This is a genomic window from Ancylobacter dichloromethanicus, from assembly GCF_018390645.1.
Taxonomy (GTDB): domain Bacteria; phylum Pseudomonadota; class Alphaproteobacteria; order Rhizobiales; family Xanthobacteraceae; genus Ancylobacter; species Ancylobacter dichloromethanicus.
This window is the reverse complement of the sequence record NZ_JAHBGC010000009.1, coordinates 21,368-39,456: the sequence shown is the minus strand read 5'-3', so window position 1 is coordinate 39,456 and position 18,089 is coordinate 21,368. Positions and strand designations below refer to the sequence as shown.

Below are 18,089 nucleotides of genomic sequence, written 5' to 3'. Positions count from 1 at the left end.
CGAGCCGGGCATTTCTCATTTCAGTGCCGGGGCGGAAAGGCTCAGATGGTGAAGCCCCGCTTCTTCATCTCCTCGCGCACCCGACCTTCCATTTCGCGCGCGAACAGAGCGCTCCAGGCCTGGATGCTGCTGAAGCCGGCCTTGAGCAGATCCTCGCGTTTGGCCACCAGCTTCTTGCCCGCTTCCGAGCGATAGAACGCCAGCAGATCCTTGAGTTCCTGGGTGGTGAACTCGGTGGCGTAGATCTTGGCGAGGATCTCCACGATCTCGCTGCGGCGGCTTTCATACTCGGTGGAAAGCTGCTTGGCCACCTCGCGCAGATCGCGAATGAGGTCCGGATTGGCCTGCACGAAGCTGGCCGCCGTCTGTTCCACCACATTGGGAATCACCGCGTCGAAGCTGCTGGCCTCGCCATTGGCGACCAGCAGATCATTGGCGAGCTTCATCTGCTCGGCGCTCGGCTCCGGCGCCGTGGCGGTGGCGGCCTGCGCGACCTGGAACGGCGGCGGCTCCTGCGCCCGCGCCGGGACCGCGGCGAGCACGCCCGCCGCCAGCGCCACGCCTGCAAACCGGGCTGCAAGCGCTGCTGCAATATCAAGCTGCATGAAAGTCTCCCTGCGAACTGTGCTCACGCGCGATCAATGACCGTCACGCCGCCGGCGCCCGCGAGAATGACGCGGCTTGCCAGATTGATGAAGAGGCCGTGCTCGACAACGCCCGGCACGTTGGAGAGTTCGGCGGCCAGTGCGGCCGGGTTGGTGATGCTGTGATAGGCCGCATCGAGGATCAGGTGTCCCTGATCCGTGACGAAAACATGACCGTCGGGCCGGCGGCGCAGCGTCAGCAGGCCCTGGCAGCCGGCGGCGCGGGCGGCGCGGTCGATGCCGCGGCGGATGGCGGCGACGCCGAAATCGACCACCTCGATGGGCAGCGGGAAGGTGCCGAGCACCCCCACCTTCTTCGAGGCATCGGCGATGACGAACATCTGCCTGGCCGCCGAGGCGACGATCTTCTCGCGCAGCAGCGCGCCGCCGCCGCCCTTGATCAGGGTAAGGTCCGGCCCGACCTCATCGGCGCCGTCGATGCACAGGTCGAGCACCGGATGCTCGTCGAGCGTGCCGAGCGGAATGCCGAGGCTCTCCGCCTGGGCGCGGGTGGCCTCGGAGGTCGGCACGCCGACCACCTCCAGGCCTTCATTCACCCGCGCGGCGAGCAGATCGACCAGATGCTTCGCGGTCGAACCGGTGCCGAGGCCGAGCTTCATGCCCGAGCGCACATATTCCAACGCCTGCGCGGCGGCCTGTCTCTTGAGGTTGTCTGCGTCGGACATGATCGCGTGGCCCCGGCTTTCAAACACTTCCAGCGTGTCGTCGTGCGTAGCGCCGTTGGGCCGCGCGGACAACCCCGCCAACCCCCGCCGCCCCCTGCGCCGCCCCGGCGATCATTGGCTGGAAGGCGCCGTGCAGACGACTGCCGGCTCGACGCCGCCGCCCTCCTTGGGCATGTCGCGCACATAGCACACGCTCATCTGGCCGGTCAGCGCGTTGACACGGAACACACCGGTCTCGCCGGAATAGCGGGTCGACAGGATGTCGTAGCTGGCCGGCGGGCCGGCCTGGGCGCTGGCGTCGCGGCGGAAGCAGCGGGTGACGCCGACCAGGCTGCCCTCCGGGCGCTCGAACTGGCAGGCATTGACCTCGCCATTGCGCACATTGACCGAATAAAGGCGGTTGGCCTGCGCGGAGGGCGGCGAGGCGAACACATAGGGTCCGGTGGGCCCGGCCGCGGCGACATCGGCGCCGGTTTCAGACGGCTTCGCCTCGCCCGGCTTCGTGTCGTCCTGTGTCGTCTCGTCCTGCCCCGTGTCGCCCGTCGGCGTCTGCTCCTGTGCGTTCGGGGTCTGCGCTTCCGGCGCCTGGGGATTTTCCTGTGCCCGTGCCGGCACGCCCGCCAGCACGCCCAGCATCAAGGCGGCGCCCGCCGCCGTCGCCAGCCAGCCCTGCATCATCACTTTCATTCCCGGAACACCTCAACTTGCGGCCTTGGTTACCATCGCGTCGCCGCCCGATTCATCTCGCCAGCGTGCGCCCGATGGACGCGGCACGCTGGACAGCAAAAGCGGCAGGATTGTAGGCCTAACCTGCAAGCCCGTCTCGCGGCGGCGGGCGGGCGCCGTTTCCCGTCACCATCCACGGAAATTGTCATGACAGCCTCCCCGCCTCCCGCCGTGATCGCGTTCGACCTCGACGGCACGCTGGTCGACACCGCCCCCGACCTTCTCGACACGCTCGACACCGTGCTCGACGAGGTCGGCGCCGCCCGCCTGCCCCGCGAAGAGACCCGCAAGATGATCGGCGCCGGCGCCAGGGCGCTGGTCAATCGCGGCCTCACCGCCGCCGGCATCGCCGTCGCGCCGCCGGAATTCGACAAGCTCTATGAGCGGTTCCTCGAACACTACGCCGCCCATATCGCCGATTCCTCCCGCCCCTTCCCCGGCCTCCTCGCGGCGCTCGACGAGCTGTCGGCCCGCGGCCATGTGCTGGCGGTCTGCACCAACAAGCTGGAATACCTCTCGCGGCGGCTGCTGGACCGGCTGGAACTTTCCGACCGCTTCGCCGTGATCGCCGGCGCGGATACCTTCGCGGTCCACAAGCCGGATGCCGGGCACCTCCTCGGCACCATCGAGCGGGCCGGCGGCCTGCCCGGCCGCGCCATCATGGTGGGCGACAGCATGACCGACGTGCTGACCGCCAAGAACGCCCGCGTGCCCTCGATCGTGGTGCCGTTCGGCTATACCGAGATTCCCGCCGAGGAACTGGGCGGCGACGCCTTCATCGACCATTTCGACCGGCTGGTGGACACGGTGGAGCATCTTCTCTCCCGTGGGTGACGGCGCGAGCCCGCTTGACACCCGGGCCGTGGACACACTACATCCCGCCGCGATGGCGCTGGCCCTCGGGGAAACCCGCCGGGGCCGACGGGCGATTAGCTCAGCGGGAGAGCACTCCCTTCACACGGGAGGGGTCGCAGGTTCAATCCCTGCATCGCCCACCATCGTCGCTTCCCTGTCCGCAGAGGACAACCGTCGCGGCCGATGCGCCGACGGGGCGCCGCATGTGCAATCTCTACAGCCATAATTCCAATCTGCGGGCGATCGCCGATCTCGTCGGCGCGCTGAACAACCTCGCCGGCAACCTGCCGCCGCAGGCCGGCATCTTCCCCGATTTCCCCGCCCCCATCGTGCGCACGGATGCCGAGGGCGGGCGCGAACTGGCGCTGGCGCGCTGGGGTATGCCCTCGCCGCCGCGGATCGGCGGGCCGCCGGTGACCAATATCCGCAACCTCGCTTCGCCGCACTGGACGGCGTGGAGCGGGCCGGCGCATCGCTGCCTGGTGCCGTTCACCAGCTTCTCCGAATACGCGCCCGCGCCGAACCCGGCGACCGGCCGCAAGGACGTGGTGTGGTTCGCGCTCGGCGCGGAACGCCCACTCGGCTTCTTCGCCGGGCTGTGGACGCGCTGGACCGGCACGCGCGGGACGAAGGCGGCGCCGGTGGAGGGCCAGCACGAGCTTTTCGGCTTCCTCACCTGCGCCCCCAACGGCGTGGTGGAACCGGTCCACCCCAAGGCGATGCCGGTGATTCTCACCACCGCCGAGGAACGCGAGATGTGGCTGCGCGCGCCGTGGAGCGAGGCGCGGGCGTTGCAGCGCCCGCTGCCGGACGAGAGCCTCGTCATCGTCGCGCGCGGCGCGGCGAAGGAGGACCCGGCTTCCGCCCCGCTGCCCTCCCCCCTGCGCGAGGCGCCGCAATCGGCTACAACGCCGCGTCAGGGCAGCCTGTTCTGAGCCCCGCGCCTTTCCTCCCTGCCGGGCGCCCTCGCCGCCCCGTCCTTCACCTGAAAGAGCCTGCGCGCCGTGCATCATCCCCTGCGCTATCGCGCCCATATCGACGGATTGCGGGCGATCGCCGTGCTCGGCGTCGTGCTGTTCCATTTCGGCGCCGACTGGCTGCCGGGCGGCTTCATCGGCGTCGACGTGTTCTTCGTCATTTCCGGCTTCCTGATCGCCAAGTCGATCTATGCCGACCTCGACGCCGGCAATTTCTCGATTCTCGGCTTCTATGAGCGGCGCATGCGGCGCATCGCGCCGGCCTTCTTCGTGGTCACGGCGCTGACCAGCGTCTGCGCCTTCCTGATCTTCTTTCCCAACCAGCTGATGACCTATGGCCGCTCGCTGATCTGGGCGGTGCTGGCGTTCGGCAATGTCTATTCCTACCTGCGCACCGACTATTTCGGCCCCGCCGCCGAGGAGACGCCGCTGCTGCACTACTGGTCGCTCGGGGTCGAGGAGCAGTTCTATTTCCTGTTCCCGGCGCTGATCCTGCTGTGCGCGCGCTTCTTCCCGAAGGCGCGCGGGCAGGTGGTGCTCGGCCTGCTGGTGGCCTCGCTCGCCGCCTGCGAGATGATCCGCCCGCTGAACCCGGCGGCGGCCTTCTACCTGCTGCCGTTCCGCGCCTTCGAGCTGCTGATCGGCGCCGCGCTCGCCCTGCCCGGCCTGTGGTTTCCGCAGGGCCGCAGGGCGGGCGGGGTCGCGGTGGCGGCGGGCTTCGCGCTCATCCTCGCCGGCATGCTGGCGATCACCGCGCATGCGCCTTTCCCCGGCATGCTGGCGCTGGTGCCGTGCCTGGGCACGGCGCTGGCGATCTGGGGCGGCGAGCGGACGGACAGCCTGCCGGCGCGCCTGCTCGGCCTGCGGCCGCTGGTGTTCTTCGGCGCCATTTCCTATTCGCTCTACCTGGTGCACTGGCCGATACTGGTGTTCGCCCGCCTCCTGCTGCCGGAACTGCCGGCGCCGTCCTTCCTTCTCGGCGGCGTCGCAGCGTCCACGCTGCTCGGCTGGCTGTCCTGGCGCCTTGTCGAGCAGCCGGTGCGGCTGAACCGCCACCTGTTCTCGCGCGGACGGGTCTATGGCGGCGCAGCCGCGGGCGGGGCGCTGCTGATCGCCTTCGGCACGCTGGCCTCGGACACGCGCGGCTTTCCCGGGCGGCTCGACCCGGAAATCCAGCGCGTGCTCGCCTTCTCCCGCTATCCTTTCCGCGACGTGGTGCGCGACGGCACCTGCTTCATCAACAACCGCCGACCCAGGCCCCGGCCGACGCCGGAATGCCTGCCGGAGAGCCATCCGAGCCTGGTGCTGTGGGGCAGCAGCCACGTGGCGCAGTTCATCGGCGCGCTGGAGCCGATCGCCAGGACGCAAGGCTATGCCGTCGGCCAGATCACCGGCGCCGCCTGCATGCCGCTGGTGCAGACCAGCGTCTCGCCGATGTGCGACACGCTGAACCGCTTCGCCTTCGACTGGCTGCTGGAACACAAGCCGACCGTCGTCGTCATCGGCGGCGACGCGCTGTTCTCACCCGAGCAATTCCGACAGCTGGATTCGGATTTCGCCCGGCTCCATGCGGCCGGCATCCGCGTGGTGCTGCTGGGCCCGGTGCCCTACTACAGGCGGCCGCCGCCGGAACTTCTCGCCGAGCGCATGTATCGCGGCAACCCCAGCACCCGCGCCGATGACGACCTGAGCGACGACATACGACGCTCGGACCGCCTGATGGCCGAGCATTTCGCGGCCAATCCGGATGTCGAGTTCGTGTCGATCCTCGGCACCATGTGCCCGGACGCGAACTGCCCGATGATGATCGACGGCACGCCGCTGGAGTTCGACCATACCCACTTCACCCGCGAGGGTGTCGCCTATTATGGCGGCAAGCTCGGCGCCCTGATCTTCGGCGGCTCGCCCGCTCCGACCGGCCTCCCATGAGCGTGCCGGAGCGCTATGGCCCGCCAGCCACACCGCCGCCCGAATCGGCCCTGACGGACGGGGTCCCGGCCCGGGGAGGTGCCCGCACTGCCGGCAGCGTTCATAATGACGGCGCTCATTTCTCAACCAGCCTGCGGTCTGACGTGCATCATCACCTGCGCTATCGCGCCCATATTGACGGCCTGCGTGCCGTCGCCGTCCTGGGCGTCGTGCTCTATCATTTCGGCGCAACCTGGCTGCCGGGCGGCTTCGTCGGGGTCGACGTGTTCTTCGTCATCTCCGGCTATCTGATTTCCAAGTCGATCTATGCCGATGTGAGCGAGGGCCGCTTCTCGCTGGCCGGCTTCTATGAGCGGCGCATACGGCGCATCGCCCCGGCCTTCCTGGTGGTCACCGCCGTCACCGCCGCCTTCGCCGCGCTGGTCCTGCTGCCGTACCAGATGGTGAACTTCGCCCACTCGGTGCTGTGGTCGGTGTTCGGCGCCGGCAACATCTATTTCTTCCAGGAAACGGACTATTTCAGCCCGGCCGCGCGCGAAATGCCGCTGCTGCACTATTGGTCGCTGGGGGTGGAGGAGCAGTTCTACCTCGCCTTTCCCGCCCTTGTACTCGCCTGCCGTCGTTTCGGCTCACGCGCGCTTGGCTGGGCGGTGCTTGTCCTCTTCGTCGCCTCGCTGGCTGCGAGCCAGGTGATGCTGGCGCTGAACCCGCCGGCGGCCTATTTCCTGCTGCCCTTTCGTGCCTTCGAAATGCTCATCGGCTCCGCGCTGGCGCTGCCTGGCGCGCGCTTCTCGCGAAAACCGGCCGAATGTATCGCGGCGGTGACGGGCGGCTGCGCGATGATCCTCGGCACCATGCTCATTCTCAAATCGACCACGCCCTTCCCGGGCCTGCGCGCGCTCACCCCCTGCATCGGCGCCGCATTGGTGATCTGGGGCGGCGAAGGCGTGCGGACCCTGCCGACGCGGCTGCTCGGCAGCCCCTTGATGGTCTTCGTCGGCAAGATCTCCTACTCGCTTTATCTCGTTCACTGGCCGATCGTTACCCTCGGCAGGGAATGGCTGGGGCCGGTCGCGCCTCTGCCCTTCCTTGTCGGCGGCGTAACGCTCTCGATCCTGCTGGGCTATCTGTCCTACCGATTCGTCGAACAACCCGTGCGGCGCAATCGCAACCTCTTTACGCCCAGGGTCCTCGTCGGCGGCCTGCTGGCGGGTACGGTCACCCTGGGCGCGTTCGGCCTGGCCGCAATCGTCACGCGCGGCCTGCCGCAGCGGTTCTCACCCGAGGCCCAGCGCCTCGCTGCCTATGAATTCTACGATGCCGATGCGGTCCTGCGGAAGGATCGATGCTTCTTTCCGCTGTTCTACGCTATGCCCGTGTTCAAGCCGGAATGCCTGCCGACCGGACACCCCTCCGTGCTCGTCTGGGGCAACAGCCATGTGGCGCACTTCATCAATGCCATCGTCGAGGCCGGCCAGGCACATGGCTATGTCGTCGGCCAGATCACCGGCGCGGCATGCCCTCCACTCAATGAGCGATATTCCAGGTTCTTGCCGTATTGCCGGGACATGAACATCTTCGCGCGGGAGTGGGTGCGCGACCACAAGCCGGACATCCTTGTCCTCGGCGGCATCATCTTCGCGACGCCCGAGATCGACGAGGCGATCGCGCGCTTCGCCCGCGAGGGCATCCGGGTGGTCGTGATCGGCCCGGTGCCGCTCTACCGCGACGCGGTGCCCAAGCTCCTTGCCCGCCGCGTCTCGGCCGGCAACACCGGGACAGACGCCGGCAGCGACGCCGTTCCCGGCGCGCGCCAGGCCGACCAGGCGCTGCGCGCGCATTTCGCGGGCAACCCCCACGTCACCTATATCTCGGTGTTCGACGCCGCCTGCGGCGGTTCCGACTGTCCGCTGATGGCGGAGGGCGAGCCGCTGCAGTTCGACTCCTCGCACTTCACCCAGGCGGGGGCGAAGTTCTTCGGCCGGCCGGTCAGCGCGCTCATCTTCGGCGGCCCGCCGACCGCTACGGCGCCGCCGGCGGCCACAGTGGCGCCGTGAGCCCACGCCGCTGTGGCCTCATTGCCATAGCGGTGGGCAAATTTACCTTTTCATACCATGATGTGGATATGTTTCGAATTTTAGCCGCATACTGACGGACACGGCCTCCGGCGCGTGTGCGCCGGTCCGGCGGAGCTTTCCACCCGCAGGGTGCGGGCGGAAAGGGGCATTCCAATGGGGCTTACGATGCGACTGAAGACAATGGCCGCCCTGGCGCTGGCTGCAGTGACGCTGGCAGGCACCGCGCCCGCCATGGCGCAGAGTTCGACGACACCCTCCTTCTTCAGCTTCTTCCCGCGCCCGTCCAATTTCGGCAACGGGCCGGTGAAGGGCTATTCCTCGGTCCGCCGGCAGGTCGTGCCCTATAGCGGCAAGTACAAGCCCGGCACCGTGGTGGTGAACACCGCCGAGCGCCGGCTCTACCTGGTGCAGGACAATGGCACCGCGCTCAAATACGGCATCGGCGTCGGCCGCGACGGCTTCCGCTGGGGCGGCATCAAGACCATTACCCGCAAGGCCGAGTGGCCGGGCTGGACGCCGCCGCCGCAGATGCTCAAGCGCCGTCCCGACCTGCCGCGCTACATGCCCGGCGGCATCGACAACCCGCTCGGCGCCCGCGCGCTCTATCTCGGCTCGACGCTCTACCGCATCCACGGCTCCAACGAGCCCGAGACGATCGGCCAGGCGGTGTCCTCGGGCTGCTTCCGCATGACCAATGACGACGTGACCGACCTCTACAACCGGGTCCGCGTCGGCACGCAGGTCGTCGTGCTGAACTGAGTCGGCGGCGCCGCACTGAGGCGATCGCGGCTCCCGAACGGCCATACGGCCGATCCGGGAGGCGCGCGCCTCAATGGCGGCGCACCGCGCCCGGCGCGTCGCGCGACAGGTTCTTCGCGGCCAGTTCCTGCAGATAGCGCGTCCAGCGCGCATCCTGGTCGTGCCCGAGTTCGTGCAGCAGTTCCCAGGTGTAGATGCCGGTGGAATGGCCGTCGTCGAAAATCAGCCGCACGGCGTAATTGCCGATCGGGATCGCCTCGTCGATGCGCACCTCGCGCTTGCCCGCCACCAGCTGGCGGTCTGCCGGCGAATGGCCCTGCACCTCGGCGGAAGGGCTTTCCACCCGGAGAAGCTCGGCCGGCAGGATGTAGCTCGCCCCGCCCTCGAAGGCGATGGTCAGCGCACGGCGGTCCTTGTGCACCTTGATCTCGGTCGGCCAGATGGCGGCGTCGGTCACGGGCGTCTTCCTCTCATCTCGTTCATCCCCACATAGACAGGCAAGCCGCTTTCGCCAAGCGCCGGCGGCGCGAAAGGCCGAGGTCGCGAATGCCCACGTCACGAATGGGTTAGGCTATCGGCCGATAGGGCCGTGCGCCTTGGCACGCGGCGGGGCGGCGATTAGAAATAGAGGGAAGAAACAGCGCCCTTCGGCGCGGGAGCATCCAGGTGAGCACCAGCGAAGCCGCCATCGACCGGATCCAGCAACGGGCGCCCCGTCCTGCGCTGGTCGACACGTTCGGCCGCGCCGTTACCTATCTGCGCGTCTCGGTCACCGACCGCTGCGACTTCCGCTGCGTGTACTGCATGGCCGAGCACATGACCTTCCTGCCCAAGCCCGAACTGCTGACGCTGGAGGAACTCGACCGGCTGTGCTCGGCGTTCGTCGCCCGCGGCGTCAGCAAGCTGCGCCTCACCGGCGGCGAGCCGCTGGTGCGCCGCGACGTGATGACCCTGTTCCGCTCGCTCTCGCGCCACCTCGATTCGGGCGCACTGGAGGAGCTGACGCTGACCACCAACGGCTCGCAGCTCGCCCGCTTCGCCGGCGACCTCGCCGCCTGCGGCGTGAAGCGTATCAACGTCTCGCTCGACACGCTGGATGCCGACCGCTTCCGCGCGCTGACCCGCTGGGGCGACCTCAACAAGGTGCTCGCCGGTATCGACGCGGCGCAGCGGGCCGGGCTCCATGTGAAGCTCAACGCGGTGGCGCTGGCCGGCGAGAACGAGGACGAGATCCCTTCGCTGATCGAATGGGCGCATGGGCGGGGCATGGACCTCTCGCTGATCGAGGTGATGCCGCTGGGCGAGACCGGGGCCGAGCGCCTCGACCAGTACCTGCCGCTCTCCACCGTGCGTGCGCGCCTCGCCGAGCGCTGGACGCTGGAGGACATTCCGTTCCGCACCGGCGGCCCGGCGCGCTACGTGTCGATCAAGGAGACCGGCGGCCGGCTCGGCCTCATCACCCCGCTGACGCATAATTTCTGCGAGGGCTGTAACCGCGTGCGCGTGACCTGCACCGGCACGCTCTATATGTGCCTGGGCCAGGACGACGCGGCGGATCTGCGCGCGCCCCTGCGCGCTTCCGAGAGCGACGAGAGGCTGCACGCGGCACTCGACGACGCCATCTTCCGCAAGCCCAAGGGGCATGATTTCGTCATCGACCGCCCCGGCCAGGCCCCCGCCGTGCGCCGCCATATGAGCATGACCGGCGGCTGAGCTTACCTCCGCTGCGAGGCTGCCGCATGGCTGCCGCGCGCCCGGCTTTATTGCTGCGCTGCAACGCAACGTGCATATGCTGTGGTGAATCGCGCTGCTAATGCTGCAGCGACCACGTCCTTCGATCATAGAGCATCCGCGATGCAGCTTCCGCTGTTGGCCCTCGCCATGGCCTCCTTCGGCATTGGCACGACCGAATTCGTCATCATGGGCCTGCTGCCGGAGGTCGCCGCCGATCTCTCGGTGACCATCCCCGCCGCCGGGCTGCTGGTCACCGGCTATGCGCTGGGGGTGGTGATCGGCGCGCCGATCGTCGCCATCATCACCAATTCGCTGCCGCGCAAGGGCACGCTGATCGGCCTCGCCAGCATGTTCGTGGTGGGCAATTTCCTCTGCGCCATCGCCCCCGACTACTGGTTCCTGATGGGCGCGCGCGTCGTCACCGCCTTCTGCCACGGCGCCTTTTTCGGCATCGGCGCGGTGGTGGCGGCGAGCCTCGTGCCGCCGAAGCAGCGGGCCAGCGCCATCGCGCTGATGTTCGCCGGGCTGACGCTGGCCAATGTGCTGGGCGTGCCGCTGGGCACCGCGCTCGGCCAGGCGGCGGGCTGGCGCTCCACCTTCTGGGCGGTGGTGCTGATCGGCCTGCTGGCGGTCACCGCCATCGCGCTGTGGGTGCCGCGGAACATTCCCCATTCCTCGGGCAACATCATCCGCGAATTCGCGGTGCTGAAGCGCACGCAGGTGATCCTCACCATGCTGATGAGCGTGCTCGCCTCGGCCAGCCTGTTCTCGGTGTTCACCTATATCGCGCCGCTGCTGCGCGACGTCACCGGCTTCACCCCGCACGCCGTCACCTATGTGCTGCTGCTGTTCGGCGTCGGCATCACCATCGGCAACCTGCTGGGCGGCAAGCTCGCCGACTGGCGGCTGATGCCCTCGCTGATGGGCACCTTCGTCGGCCTCGCCGCGGTGCTGGTCGCCTTCGTGTTCCTCAGCCCGTTCGCCACCGCCGCGGTGGCCACCGTCTTTGTCTGGGGCATCCTCGTCTTCGCCGTCGTCGCGCCGATCCAGATGCGCGTCGTCGACGCGGCGGTGGGCGCGCCGAACCTCGCCTCGACGCTGAACCAGGGCGCGTTCAATCTCGGCAATGCCGCCGGCGCCTGGATCGGCGGCGCGGCCATCACCTTCGGCATCGGCTATGCCGACCTGCCCTGGGTAGGCGCGGCGCTGGCCGTCGGCGCGCTCGGCCTGTGCGTCGCCTCGCAGGCACTGGAGCGCCGCACCGGCGGGCTGGTCGAGGCCGATGGCATGGTCGGCGAGGTCGCCTGCGAGGAAGGCTGAGCCCGCCCTCGTTTGAAGACAAACATTTTTCCCAAACCCTCCTGCCCGGCCGCGATTGCGTCGCGATCGGGTGGCCAGGGGCCTTCTCTGTTCCGGACCTTCTCCCATGCACGCCCCCAGCGCCAAGCGCGGCATCCTGCTGATGATCGCCGGCTCGTCGATCTTCTCCACCAATGACGCCTTCTCCAAGCTCGCGCTGGAGCACATACCGCCCTCGCAGATACTGGCGGTGCGCGGCGTCATGGCGGCGCTGTTCCTCATCGCGGTGCTGGGCTGGAAGGGGCAGTTGCCGGCGCTGCGCTTCGTCGCCGACTGGCGGGTGATGGCGCGGGCGGTGGCCGAGGCCTGCGTGGCGATGTTGTTCATCACCGCCATCACCAAGATGTCGATCGCCGACGCGACCGCCATCCTCCAGGTCACCCCGCTGGCCACCATGGTGGTGGCGGTGCTGTTCTTCGGCGCGCGAATCGGCTGGCGCCAGTGGCTGGCGGTCGCGGTCGGCTTCGCCGGCGTGATGCTGATCGTGAAGCCGGCCAGTTCCGCCTTCGACGCCATGGCGCTGCTGCCGCTCGGCGCGGCGCTGCTGATGGCGTTCCGCGATTTCATCACCGGCCGCATCGGCGCCCATGTGCCGACACTGGTGGTCACCTTCGGCACCACGGTGGTGGGCATGGGCTTCGGCTTCGCCGGCAGCTCGGTCGAGCCGTGGCACGGCATCGACGCGGCGACCTTCGGCTATCTGGTGGCGGGCAGCGTCTCGCTGGTGGTCGGCCACATGCTGACCATCGCCGCCTTCCGGGCGGCGGACACCGCGCTGGTCTCCCCGTTCCGCTACGCCGCCGTGGTCTGCGCGGTGGGGCTTTCCGCCCTGCTGTTCCACGACATGCCCGATCTCATCTCGATCTGCGGCATGGCGCTGATCATGGCGGCGGGGCTCTACACCATGCACCACCACATGAGCGCGCCGAAGGTCACCCCCGCCGCCCGGCTGGCGTCCGGGGGCTAATCCGCGAACACGCGGGGCGGCAGCTTCGGGTCGAGCACCCTGCGGGCGACCTCGGCGCCGCCCACCGGAAGCCCGGTGGGATCGAGCAGCCCGAGCTGCACCAGCACGCTCGCCTGGTCCCAATAGATGTGCTCGTGCGAAACCTTGTCGTCCTTGAATCCGACGATCACCACGAGGGCCACCTCGACCGGCTTGCCGGTGGGCGCGAGGCCCGGCAGCAGCCAGTCGATCGTCGTGGTGTGGGTGAAGCTGACCACCTGTTCCAGAACCAGTTGATGCTCGTCGACCGTGGTCGAGACATCCCTCATCACCATGTCCGGCGGAAAGAACTTGCCGACGAGGTGGTTGGCGTAGAACTGGCGGACGCCCTCGCGGCCGACGCCCCCCGCCATCGTCGGCACGCTGTTGAGGTGCGGCTCGTCCGACATCGTCGCCATGGTGGTCTCTAGGTCGCCCGCCAGCTCGGCGGCGACATGCCTCTGAAACGCTTCGATCTTCCTGTTCGTGGTCATTTCCGCTCCCCTCTGAAGAATCCGCGCGACTCACGCCCGAAAGACACGGCCCTGAGGAGCGAGGCGACACGTCGCCGCCCCGCCGTTCCCGCGCAGCCCTATCCCCGGGTACGGGCGCGGATCATGTAGCCATCATAGGGGTACTCGCCGACCTGCCACCACAGGTACTCCTCGTTGCGGAAGGCCAGCATCGAGTCGTAGATGGTCTTGAACTCCGGGTTCCTGGCGGAGATTTCCGCCATCAGCGCGGTGTTCTCCCTGTAGGCGGCGTCCATCACCTCCTGCGGGAACGGGCGAAGCTGTGCCCCGCCGGCCACCAGCCGGCGCAGCGCCGCCGGGTTGCGGGCGTCGTATTTCGCCAGCATGTCGGCATTGGCATAGGCGGAGGCCGCCTCGAACGCCGCCTGGTAGGCCTTCGGCAGTTCGTTCCATGCCGGCAGATTGGCGACGAAATGGATGGTCGGGCCGCCCTCCCACCAGCCGGGATAGTAGTAGTAGGGCGCGACGCGGTTGAAGCCGAGCTTCTCGTCATCCACCGGTCCGACGAACTCGGCGGCGTCGATGGTGCCCTTCTCCAGCGCCGGGTAGATGTCGCCGCCGGCGAGATTCTGCGGCACCAGCCCGAGCCGCGCCAGCACCTGCCCGGCAATGCCGGGAATGCGCATCTTCAGGCCCTTCAGGTCGGTGACGGTCTTGATCTCCTTGCGGAACCAGCCGCCCATCTGCGCCCCGGTATTGCCGCCGGCGAAGCCGATGACGTTGCTCTTGGCGAGGAACGCGTTCTGCAATTCGGTGCCGCCGCCATGGTAGAGCCACGCCGTCTGCATGCGCGCATTCAGCCCGAAGGGCAGCGTGGTGAACGGGGCGAAGGCCGGGTTCTTGCCGATGTAGTAATACAGCGCGGTCTGCGAGACCTCGACCGTGCGGTTCTGCACCGCGTCCAGCGCCTGCAGGCCGGGCACGATCTCGCCGGGCGCGAACACGTCGATGGTGAAGCGCCCGTCCGTGGCCTCGCCGACATATTTCGACAGCAGGGTGGCGGCGCCATAGATGGTGTCGAGCGATTTGGGGTAGCTCGACGTCAGCCGCCAGCGCAGCGTCGGCAGGGTCTGGGCGAGCGCGGGGGCCGCCAATGTCGAGGCGGCGGCGACGGTGGCAAGGCCGGCGCCCCTGATCAGGCCCCGGCGGGAGGTGGAACTCGGCATCGGCGTTTCCTCTGTGTTTCTTGCTTTCCTCTCCCCGACGGGGAGAGGGAGTAGCCCCCTCACCCCCGCGTTCGGGCGCGGATCATGTAGCCGTCATAGGGGTATTCGCCAACCTGCCACCACAGATACTCCTCGTTGCGGAAGGCGATCTGCGCGTCCATGATCTTCTTGAAGCCGGGGTTCTTCGCCCCGATTTCGGCGATCAGTTCGTTCGAGGCCTGCCAGGAGGCGTCGAGAAAGACCTGCGGGAAGGTGCGTAGCTGCGCCCCCGCCGCCGCCAGCCGGCGCAGCGCCGCCGGGTTGAAGGCGTCGTATTTCGCCAGCATGTCGGCATTGGCATAGGCCACCGCCGCCTCGAACGCCGCCTGGTAGCTCTTGGGCAGGGTGTTCCATTTGGTGCGGTTGACGACGACATTCATGGTCGGCCCGCCATCCCACCAGCCGGGATAGTAGTAATAGGGCGCCACCCGATTAAGCCCGAGCTTCTCGTCATCATAGGGCCCGACCCATTCGCAGGCGTCGATGGTGCCCTTTTCCAGCGCGGCATAGATGTCGCCGGGCGCGATCTGCTGCGGCACCACGCCGAGCTTGGCCACCACCTGCCCGGCAATGCCGCCGATGCGGAATTTGAGCCCCTTGAAGTCGGCGAGGTCCTTCACCTCCTTGCGGAACCAGCCGCCCATCTGGGTGCCGGTATTGCCGCCGAGAAAGCCGACGAGGTCGTACCCGGCGAGGAACTCGTCCTGCAGTTCGCGCCCGCCGCCATGGTAGAACCACGCGTTCTGCATGCGCGCGTTCAGGCCGAACGGCATGGTGGTGAAGCAGGCGAAGGACGGGTCCTTTCCGGTGTAGTAGTAGAGCGGGGTCTGGGCGACCTCCACCGTGCCGTTCTGCACCGCGTCGAGCGCCTGAAGCCCCGGCACGATCTCGCCGGCGGCGAAGTTCTGGATGACGAAGCGGCCCTCGGTCACCTCGCTCACATATTTCGACACCAGCTCATTGGCGCCGAAAATGGCGTCCAGCACCTTCGGCACCGACGAGGTGAGCCGCCAGCGCACCTGCGGCGCACCCTGCGCCAGCGCGGGCGCCGCCAGCGTGGCGGCGGGCGCCGCGAGGGCGGCGGTGCGGAGAAAGTCGCGGCGCTTCATGGGCAGGCATCCCTTCGCTACGGGCGGCGATGATTGCCGCAACCCGGCGCCCAGGGCAACCGGCTTTCCCGCCCGGCGCCCACCGGCGGCACCCCGGCGGCACCGATGCCGACCCTCGGCCGCGGGCATCGTGTTCTTGATTTGTTCATGAACCACCGCTAGCTTCGGGGAAGGCTTGGCGACGCAAGCCACGCCACGTGGGAGACCCGCCGCATGGACGACAAGGCCGCCCGTTTCCGCGCCCTGCACGAGGGACCCGGCGCGTTCATCCTGCCCAATCCGTGGGACGCGGGAACCGCCCGCATCCTCGCCGCCTCGGGCTATCCCGCGCTGGCCACCACCAGCGCCGGCATGGCCTTCGCGCGCGGCGTGCGCGATGGCGGCACCGGCCGGGACCAGATGCTGGCCCATTGCGCGCTGATCGTCGGCGCCACCGCGCTGCCGGTTTCGGCCGATCTGGAGAACGGCTTCGGCGACACGCCGGAGGCGGTGGCCGACACCATCCGCGCCGCCGCCGCGGTGGGGCTGGCGGGCGGCTCGATCGAGGACCATAGCGGCCGGCCCGAGGCGCCGATCTACGATCACGCCCTCGCCGTCGAGCGCATCGAGGCGGCGGTGGAGGCGCGCCAAAGCCTCAAGGGCGATTTCGTGCTGACCGCGCGGGCAGAAAACTTCCTGTGGGAGCGGCCCGATCTCGACGACACCATCCGCCGGCTCCAGGCCTTCGAGGCGGCGGGCGCCGACGTGCTCTACGCCCCCGGCCTGCCGGACATCGAGGCGGTGCGCACGGTCTGTTCGGCGCTCTCGCGGCCGGTGAACGTGGTCATCGGCATTGGCGGGACGCGCTTCACCCGCGACGAACTGGGCGAAGCCGGGGTGCGGCGCATCAGCATCGGCTCCAGCCTCGCCCGCCTTGCCTATGGCGCGGTCGCCCGCGCGGCGCAGGCGATGCAGCGCGACGGGCGCTTCGACTTCCTCGACGAAGCGATGGGCTTCGCCGAGATCGAGAGCTTCTTCACCCCGTTCGAGGCGCAGGACCTTCAGCCAAGATAGACGCGAAGGCGGCTCGCGCGCCTCACCCCTCCATGACGATGCGCGGGGCGGCGCGGGCGGTGCCGCGGCGGCCGGCGAGCGAGTCGCGCACTGCTGCCGCGATGCCGCGATAGATGCCCGCCTCCGGGCTGTCCGGCCTTGTCGCCACCACCGGCAGGCCGGCGTCCGAGGTCTCGCGGATCGACATCTGCAGCGGCACCTCGCCCAGGAAGGGCACGCCGAGCCGCTGCGCCTCGTGCCGCGCGCCGCCATGGCCGAACACGTCGGAGCGGGTGCCGCAGTGCGGGCACATGAAGTAGCTCATGTTCTCGACCACGCCGAGCACCGGCACGTTCACCTTCTGGAACATGGCGATGCCGCGCCGCGCGTCGATCAGCGCGAGGTCCTGCGGGGTGGAGACGATGACCGCGCCGGCCAGCGGAACCTGCTGCGCCATGGTGAGCTGCGCGTCGCCGGTGCCGGGCGGCATGTCGACGACGAGGATGTCGAGCGGCGCCCAGTTCACTTCCTTCAGCATCTGGCTGATCGCCGACATCACCATCGGCCCGCGCCAGATCATCGGCGTCTCTTCCTCGACCAGGAAGCCGATCGACATCACCTTCAGCCCGAAGGCCTGCATCGGGGTGATCATCCGGCCGTTGACCTCCGGGCGGCCCTTAAGCCCCATCAGGCGGGGCACAGAGGGGCCGTAAATGTCGGCGTCGAGCAGGCCGATCCTTAGCCCGGAGGCGGCGAGGCCGAGCGCGAGATTGGCCGCCAGCGTCGACTTGCCCACGCCGCCCTTGCCGGATGCCACGGCGATGATGGCGCCGACGCCCGGCAGGCCCGGCGTCTCCTTCTGCGGATCGGCCGGCGGCTGGCCGGGAGCGGCATGGGAATGGCCCGCATGGGCGTGCCCGGCGTGAGAATGGCCGCCGCCCTGCCCGGAGACGCGCACCGGCTGCGCGCCGCCCGCCGGGGCGGCCCCGGCCTTGCGCTCGGCGGTCAGCGCCACCAGCGCCGAGGTCACGCCCGGCGTGCCGCGCACGGTGCGCTCCACCGCGGCGCGCACCGGCTCCCAGGCCTGCGCCTCGCCGGCGTCGACGGTGATCGACATGTAGACCTTGCCGTCCGAAACCAGGATCTCCGACAGCACGCCGGCCTCGGTCACCGGACGCCCGTCCGGGGCGGAAACCTGCGCCAGCCTTGCCTTCACATCGTCTGCCGTGGCCATCGCGCGCTCCTCCTCAATGGACGTCGGTTAGGGGACGTGGGTTGTGGTGAGACACCAGCGCGGCGAGGGCGTCAACCCATGCCACCCCGTCGCCTGATCGGCGGCGCTTATGGCGCTGCATTGCACACAAATGGGTCAGTTCGACTTTCTGACTAGGGATGCGGCAGGCCCGTTGCGCTACATTCGGAAATAATGCCAGCATGGGTTGCCGGAACGCACAGAACAGCCGGCCCAGGGCCAACCT

At 68.8% G+C, this 18,089-nt stretch carries 17 protein-coding genes and 1 tRNA gene; 10 read left to right on the top strand and 8 right to left on the bottom strand.

What is annotated here, in order from left to right:
- Positions 1–41: 41 nt before the first annotated feature.
- The 3 genes from KHC23_RS05070 to KHC23_RS05060 form a co-directional block, all read right to left on the bottom strand.
- Positions 42–605, bottom strand: a complete 564-nt coding sequence (locus tag KHC23_RS05070) for a DUF2059 domain-containing protein (protein WP_213370135.1) — start codon at positions 603–605, stop codon at positions 42–44.
- Between the two features lie 23 nt (positions 606–628).
- The gene (gene rpiA, locus KHC23_RS05065; RefSeq protein ID WP_213370133.1) at positions 629–1,330 is read right to left on the bottom strand and encodes a ribose-5-phosphate isomerase RpiA; all 702 of its coding nucleotides are present in this window, start codon (positions 1,328–1,330) and stop codon (positions 629–631) included.
- A 111-nt stretch (positions 1,331–1,441) separates the two neighbouring features.
- Positions 1,442–2,017 carry a hypothetical protein gene (locus KHC23_RS05060; protein WP_213370131.1) on the bottom strand — a complete coding sequence of 192 codons (576 nt, stop codon included), beginning with the start codon at positions 2,015–2,017 and terminating at the stop codon, positions 1,442–1,444.
- Between the two features lie 186 nt (positions 2,018–2,203).
- On the opposite strand from KHC23_RS05060, the gene KHC23_RS05055 reads away from it, so the two are divergent.
- The 6 genes from KHC23_RS05055 (at position 2,204) to KHC23_RS05030 (ending at position 8,654) form a co-directional block, all read left to right on the top strand.
- Positions 2,204–2,890, top strand: a complete 687-nt coding sequence (locus KHC23_RS05055; RefSeq protein ID WP_213370129.1) for an HAD family hydrolase — start codon at positions 2,204–2,206, stop codon at positions 2,888–2,890.
- Positions 2,891–2,979: 89 nt separating this feature from the next.
- Positions 2,980–3,054 (top strand) — tRNA-Val (locus KHC23_RS05050).
- A gap of 60 nt (positions 3,055–3,114) precedes the next feature.
- Positions 3,115–3,846: an SOS response-associated peptidase gene (locus KHC23_RS05045; RefSeq protein ID WP_213370127.1), complete on the top strand. Its 732-nt coding sequence runs from the start codon at positions 3,115–3,117 to the stop codon at positions 3,844–3,846.
- 69 nt (positions 3,847–3,915) lie between these two features.
- The gene (locus KHC23_RS05040; RefSeq protein WP_213370125.1) at positions 3,916–5,817 is read left to right on the top strand and encodes an acyltransferase family protein; all 1,902 of its coding nucleotides are present in this window, start codon (positions 3,916–3,918) and stop codon (positions 5,815–5,817) included.
- 143 nt (positions 5,818–5,960) lie between these two features.
- Positions 5,961–7,874 carry an acyltransferase family protein gene (locus tag KHC23_RS05035; protein ID WP_213370123.1) on the top strand — a complete coding sequence of 638 codons (1,914 nt, stop codon included), beginning with the start codon at positions 5,961–5,963 and terminating at the stop codon, positions 7,872–7,874.
- 174 nt (positions 7,875–8,048) lie between these two features.
- Positions 8,049–8,654, top strand: a complete 606-nt coding sequence (locus KHC23_RS05030) for a L,D-transpeptidase (protein WP_213370121.1) — start codon at positions 8,049–8,051, stop codon at positions 8,652–8,654.
- Positions 8,655–8,724: 70 nt separating this feature from the next.
- Here KHC23_RS05030 and KHC23_RS05025 read toward each other — a convergent pair whose 3' ends face one another.
- Positions 8,725–9,111: a gamma-butyrobetaine hydroxylase family protein gene (locus KHC23_RS05025; RefSeq protein WP_213370119.1), complete on the bottom strand. Its 387-nt coding sequence runs from the start codon at positions 9,109–9,111 to the stop codon at positions 8,725–8,727.
- 209 nt (positions 9,112–9,320) lie between these two features.
- Here KHC23_RS05025 and moaA point away from each other — a divergent pair, with 209 nt between their 5' ends.
- The 3 genes from moaA (at position 9,321) to KHC23_RS05010 (ending at position 12,714) form a co-directional block, all read left to right on the top strand.
- Entirely contained in the window at positions 9,321–10,367 is a 1,047-nt protein-coding gene (moaA, locus tag KHC23_RS05020; protein ID WP_213370117.1) for a GTP 3',8-cyclase MoaA, read from the top strand.
- Positions 10,368–10,508: 141 nt separating this feature from the next.
- Complete coding sequence (locus KHC23_RS05015; protein WP_213370116.1) at positions 10,509–11,708, top strand: MFS transporter; 1,200 nt, start codon at positions 10,509–10,511, stop codon at positions 11,706–11,708.
- Between the two features lie 106 nt (positions 11,709–11,814).
- Complete coding sequence (locus tag KHC23_RS05010; protein WP_213370114.1) at positions 11,815–12,714, top strand: DMT family transporter; 900 nt, start codon at positions 11,815–11,817, stop codon at positions 12,712–12,714.
- Here the strand turns inward: KHC23_RS05010 and KHC23_RS05005 are convergent.
- The 3 genes from KHC23_RS05005 to KHC23_RS04995 all read right to left on the bottom strand — a co-directional run bounded on the left by KHC23_RS05005 (position 12,711) and on the right by KHC23_RS04995 (position 15,579).
- The gene (locus KHC23_RS05005; RefSeq protein WP_213370112.1) at positions 12,711–13,226 is read right to left on the bottom strand and encodes an ester cyclase; all 516 of its coding nucleotides are present in this window, start codon (positions 13,224–13,226) and stop codon (positions 12,711–12,713) included. The genes KHC23_RS05010 and KHC23_RS05005 overlap by 4 nt on opposite strands.
- A 98-nt stretch (positions 13,227–13,324) precedes the next feature.
- Complete coding sequence (locus KHC23_RS05000) at positions 13,325–14,431, bottom strand: TRAP transporter substrate-binding protein (protein ID WP_213370110.1); 1,107 nt, start codon at positions 14,429–14,431, stop codon at positions 13,325–13,327.
- 59 nt (positions 14,432–14,490) lie between these two features.
- Positions 14,491–15,579 (bottom strand): TRAP transporter substrate-binding protein, encoded by a 1,089-nt coding sequence (locus KHC23_RS04995; protein WP_213370108.1) that lies wholly within the window; start codon positions 15,577–15,579, stop codon positions 14,491–14,493.
- A 213-nt stretch (positions 15,580–15,792) separates the two neighbouring features.
- Between KHC23_RS04995 and KHC23_RS04990 the strand changes: the two genes are divergently transcribed.
- Positions 15,793–16,632, top strand: coding sequence for an isocitrate lyase/PEP mutase family protein (locus KHC23_RS04990; protein WP_213370106.1), 840 nt, complete (start codon positions 15,793–15,795; stop codon positions 16,630–16,632).
- A gap of 22 nt (positions 16,633–16,654) precedes the next feature.
- Here KHC23_RS04990 and KHC23_RS04985 read toward each other — a convergent pair whose 3' ends face one another.
- On the bottom strand, positions 16,655–17,845 hold the full coding sequence (locus KHC23_RS04985) for an Mrp/NBP35 family ATP-binding protein (protein WP_213370104.1): 1,191 nt from the start codon (positions 17,843–17,845) through the stop codon (positions 16,655–16,657).
- Between the last annotated feature and the right edge of the window lie 244 nt (positions 17,846–18,089).

Excerpts from the sequence above, each read along its gene's own strand:
- KHC23_RS04990 (WP_213370106.1), top strand. The coding sequence starts at position 15,793 with ATGGACGACAAGGCCGCCCGTTTCCGCGCCCTGCACGAGGGACCCGGC.
- KHC23_RS04985 (WP_213370104.1), bottom strand. The coding sequence starts at position 17,845 with ATGGCCACGGCAGACGATGTGAAGGCAAGGCTGGCGCAGGTTTCCGCC.
- KHC23_RS05060 (WP_213370131.1), bottom strand. The coding sequence starts at position 2,017 with ATGAAAGTGATGATGCAGGGCTGGCTGGCGACGGCGGCGGGCGCCGCC.
- KHC23_RS04995 (WP_213370108.1), bottom strand. The coding sequence starts at position 15,579 with ATGAAGCGCCGCGACTTTCTCCGCACCGCCGCCCTCGCGGCGCCCGCC.
- KHC23_RS05030 (WP_213370121.1), top strand. The coding sequence starts at position 8,049 with ATGGGGCTTACGATGCGACTGAAGACAATGGCCGCCCTGGCGCTGGCT.
- KHC23_RS05070 (WP_213370135.1), bottom strand. The coding sequence starts at position 605 with ATGCAGCTTGATATTGCAGCAGCGCTTGCAGCCCGGTTTGCAGGCGTG.
- KHC23_RS05045 (WP_213370127.1), top strand. The coding sequence starts at position 3,115 with ATGTGCAATCTCTACAGCCATAATTCCAATCTGCGGGCGATCGCCGAT.
- KHC23_RS05000 (WP_213370110.1), bottom strand. The coding sequence starts at position 14,431 with ATGCCGAGTTCCACCTCCCGCCGGGGCCTGATCAGGGGCGCCGGCCTT.
- rpiA (WP_213370133.1), bottom strand. The coding sequence starts at position 1,330 with ATGTCCGACGCAGACAACCTCAAGAGACAGGCCGCCGCGCAGGCGTTG.
- KHC23_RS05055 (WP_213370129.1), top strand. The coding sequence starts at position 2,204 with ATGACAGCCTCCCCGCCTCCCGCCGTGATCGCGTTCGACCTCGACGGC.
- KHC23_RS05005 (WP_213370112.1), bottom strand. The coding sequence starts at position 13,226 with ATGACCACGAACAGGAAGATCGAAGCGTTTCAGAGGCATGTCGCCGCC.
- KHC23_RS05010 (WP_213370114.1), top strand. The coding sequence starts at position 11,815 with ATGCACGCCCCCAGCGCCAAGCGCGGCATCCTGCTGATGATCGCCGGC.
- KHC23_RS05015 (WP_213370116.1), top strand. The coding sequence starts at position 10,509 with ATGCAGCTTCCGCTGTTGGCCCTCGCCATGGCCTCCTTCGGCATTGGC.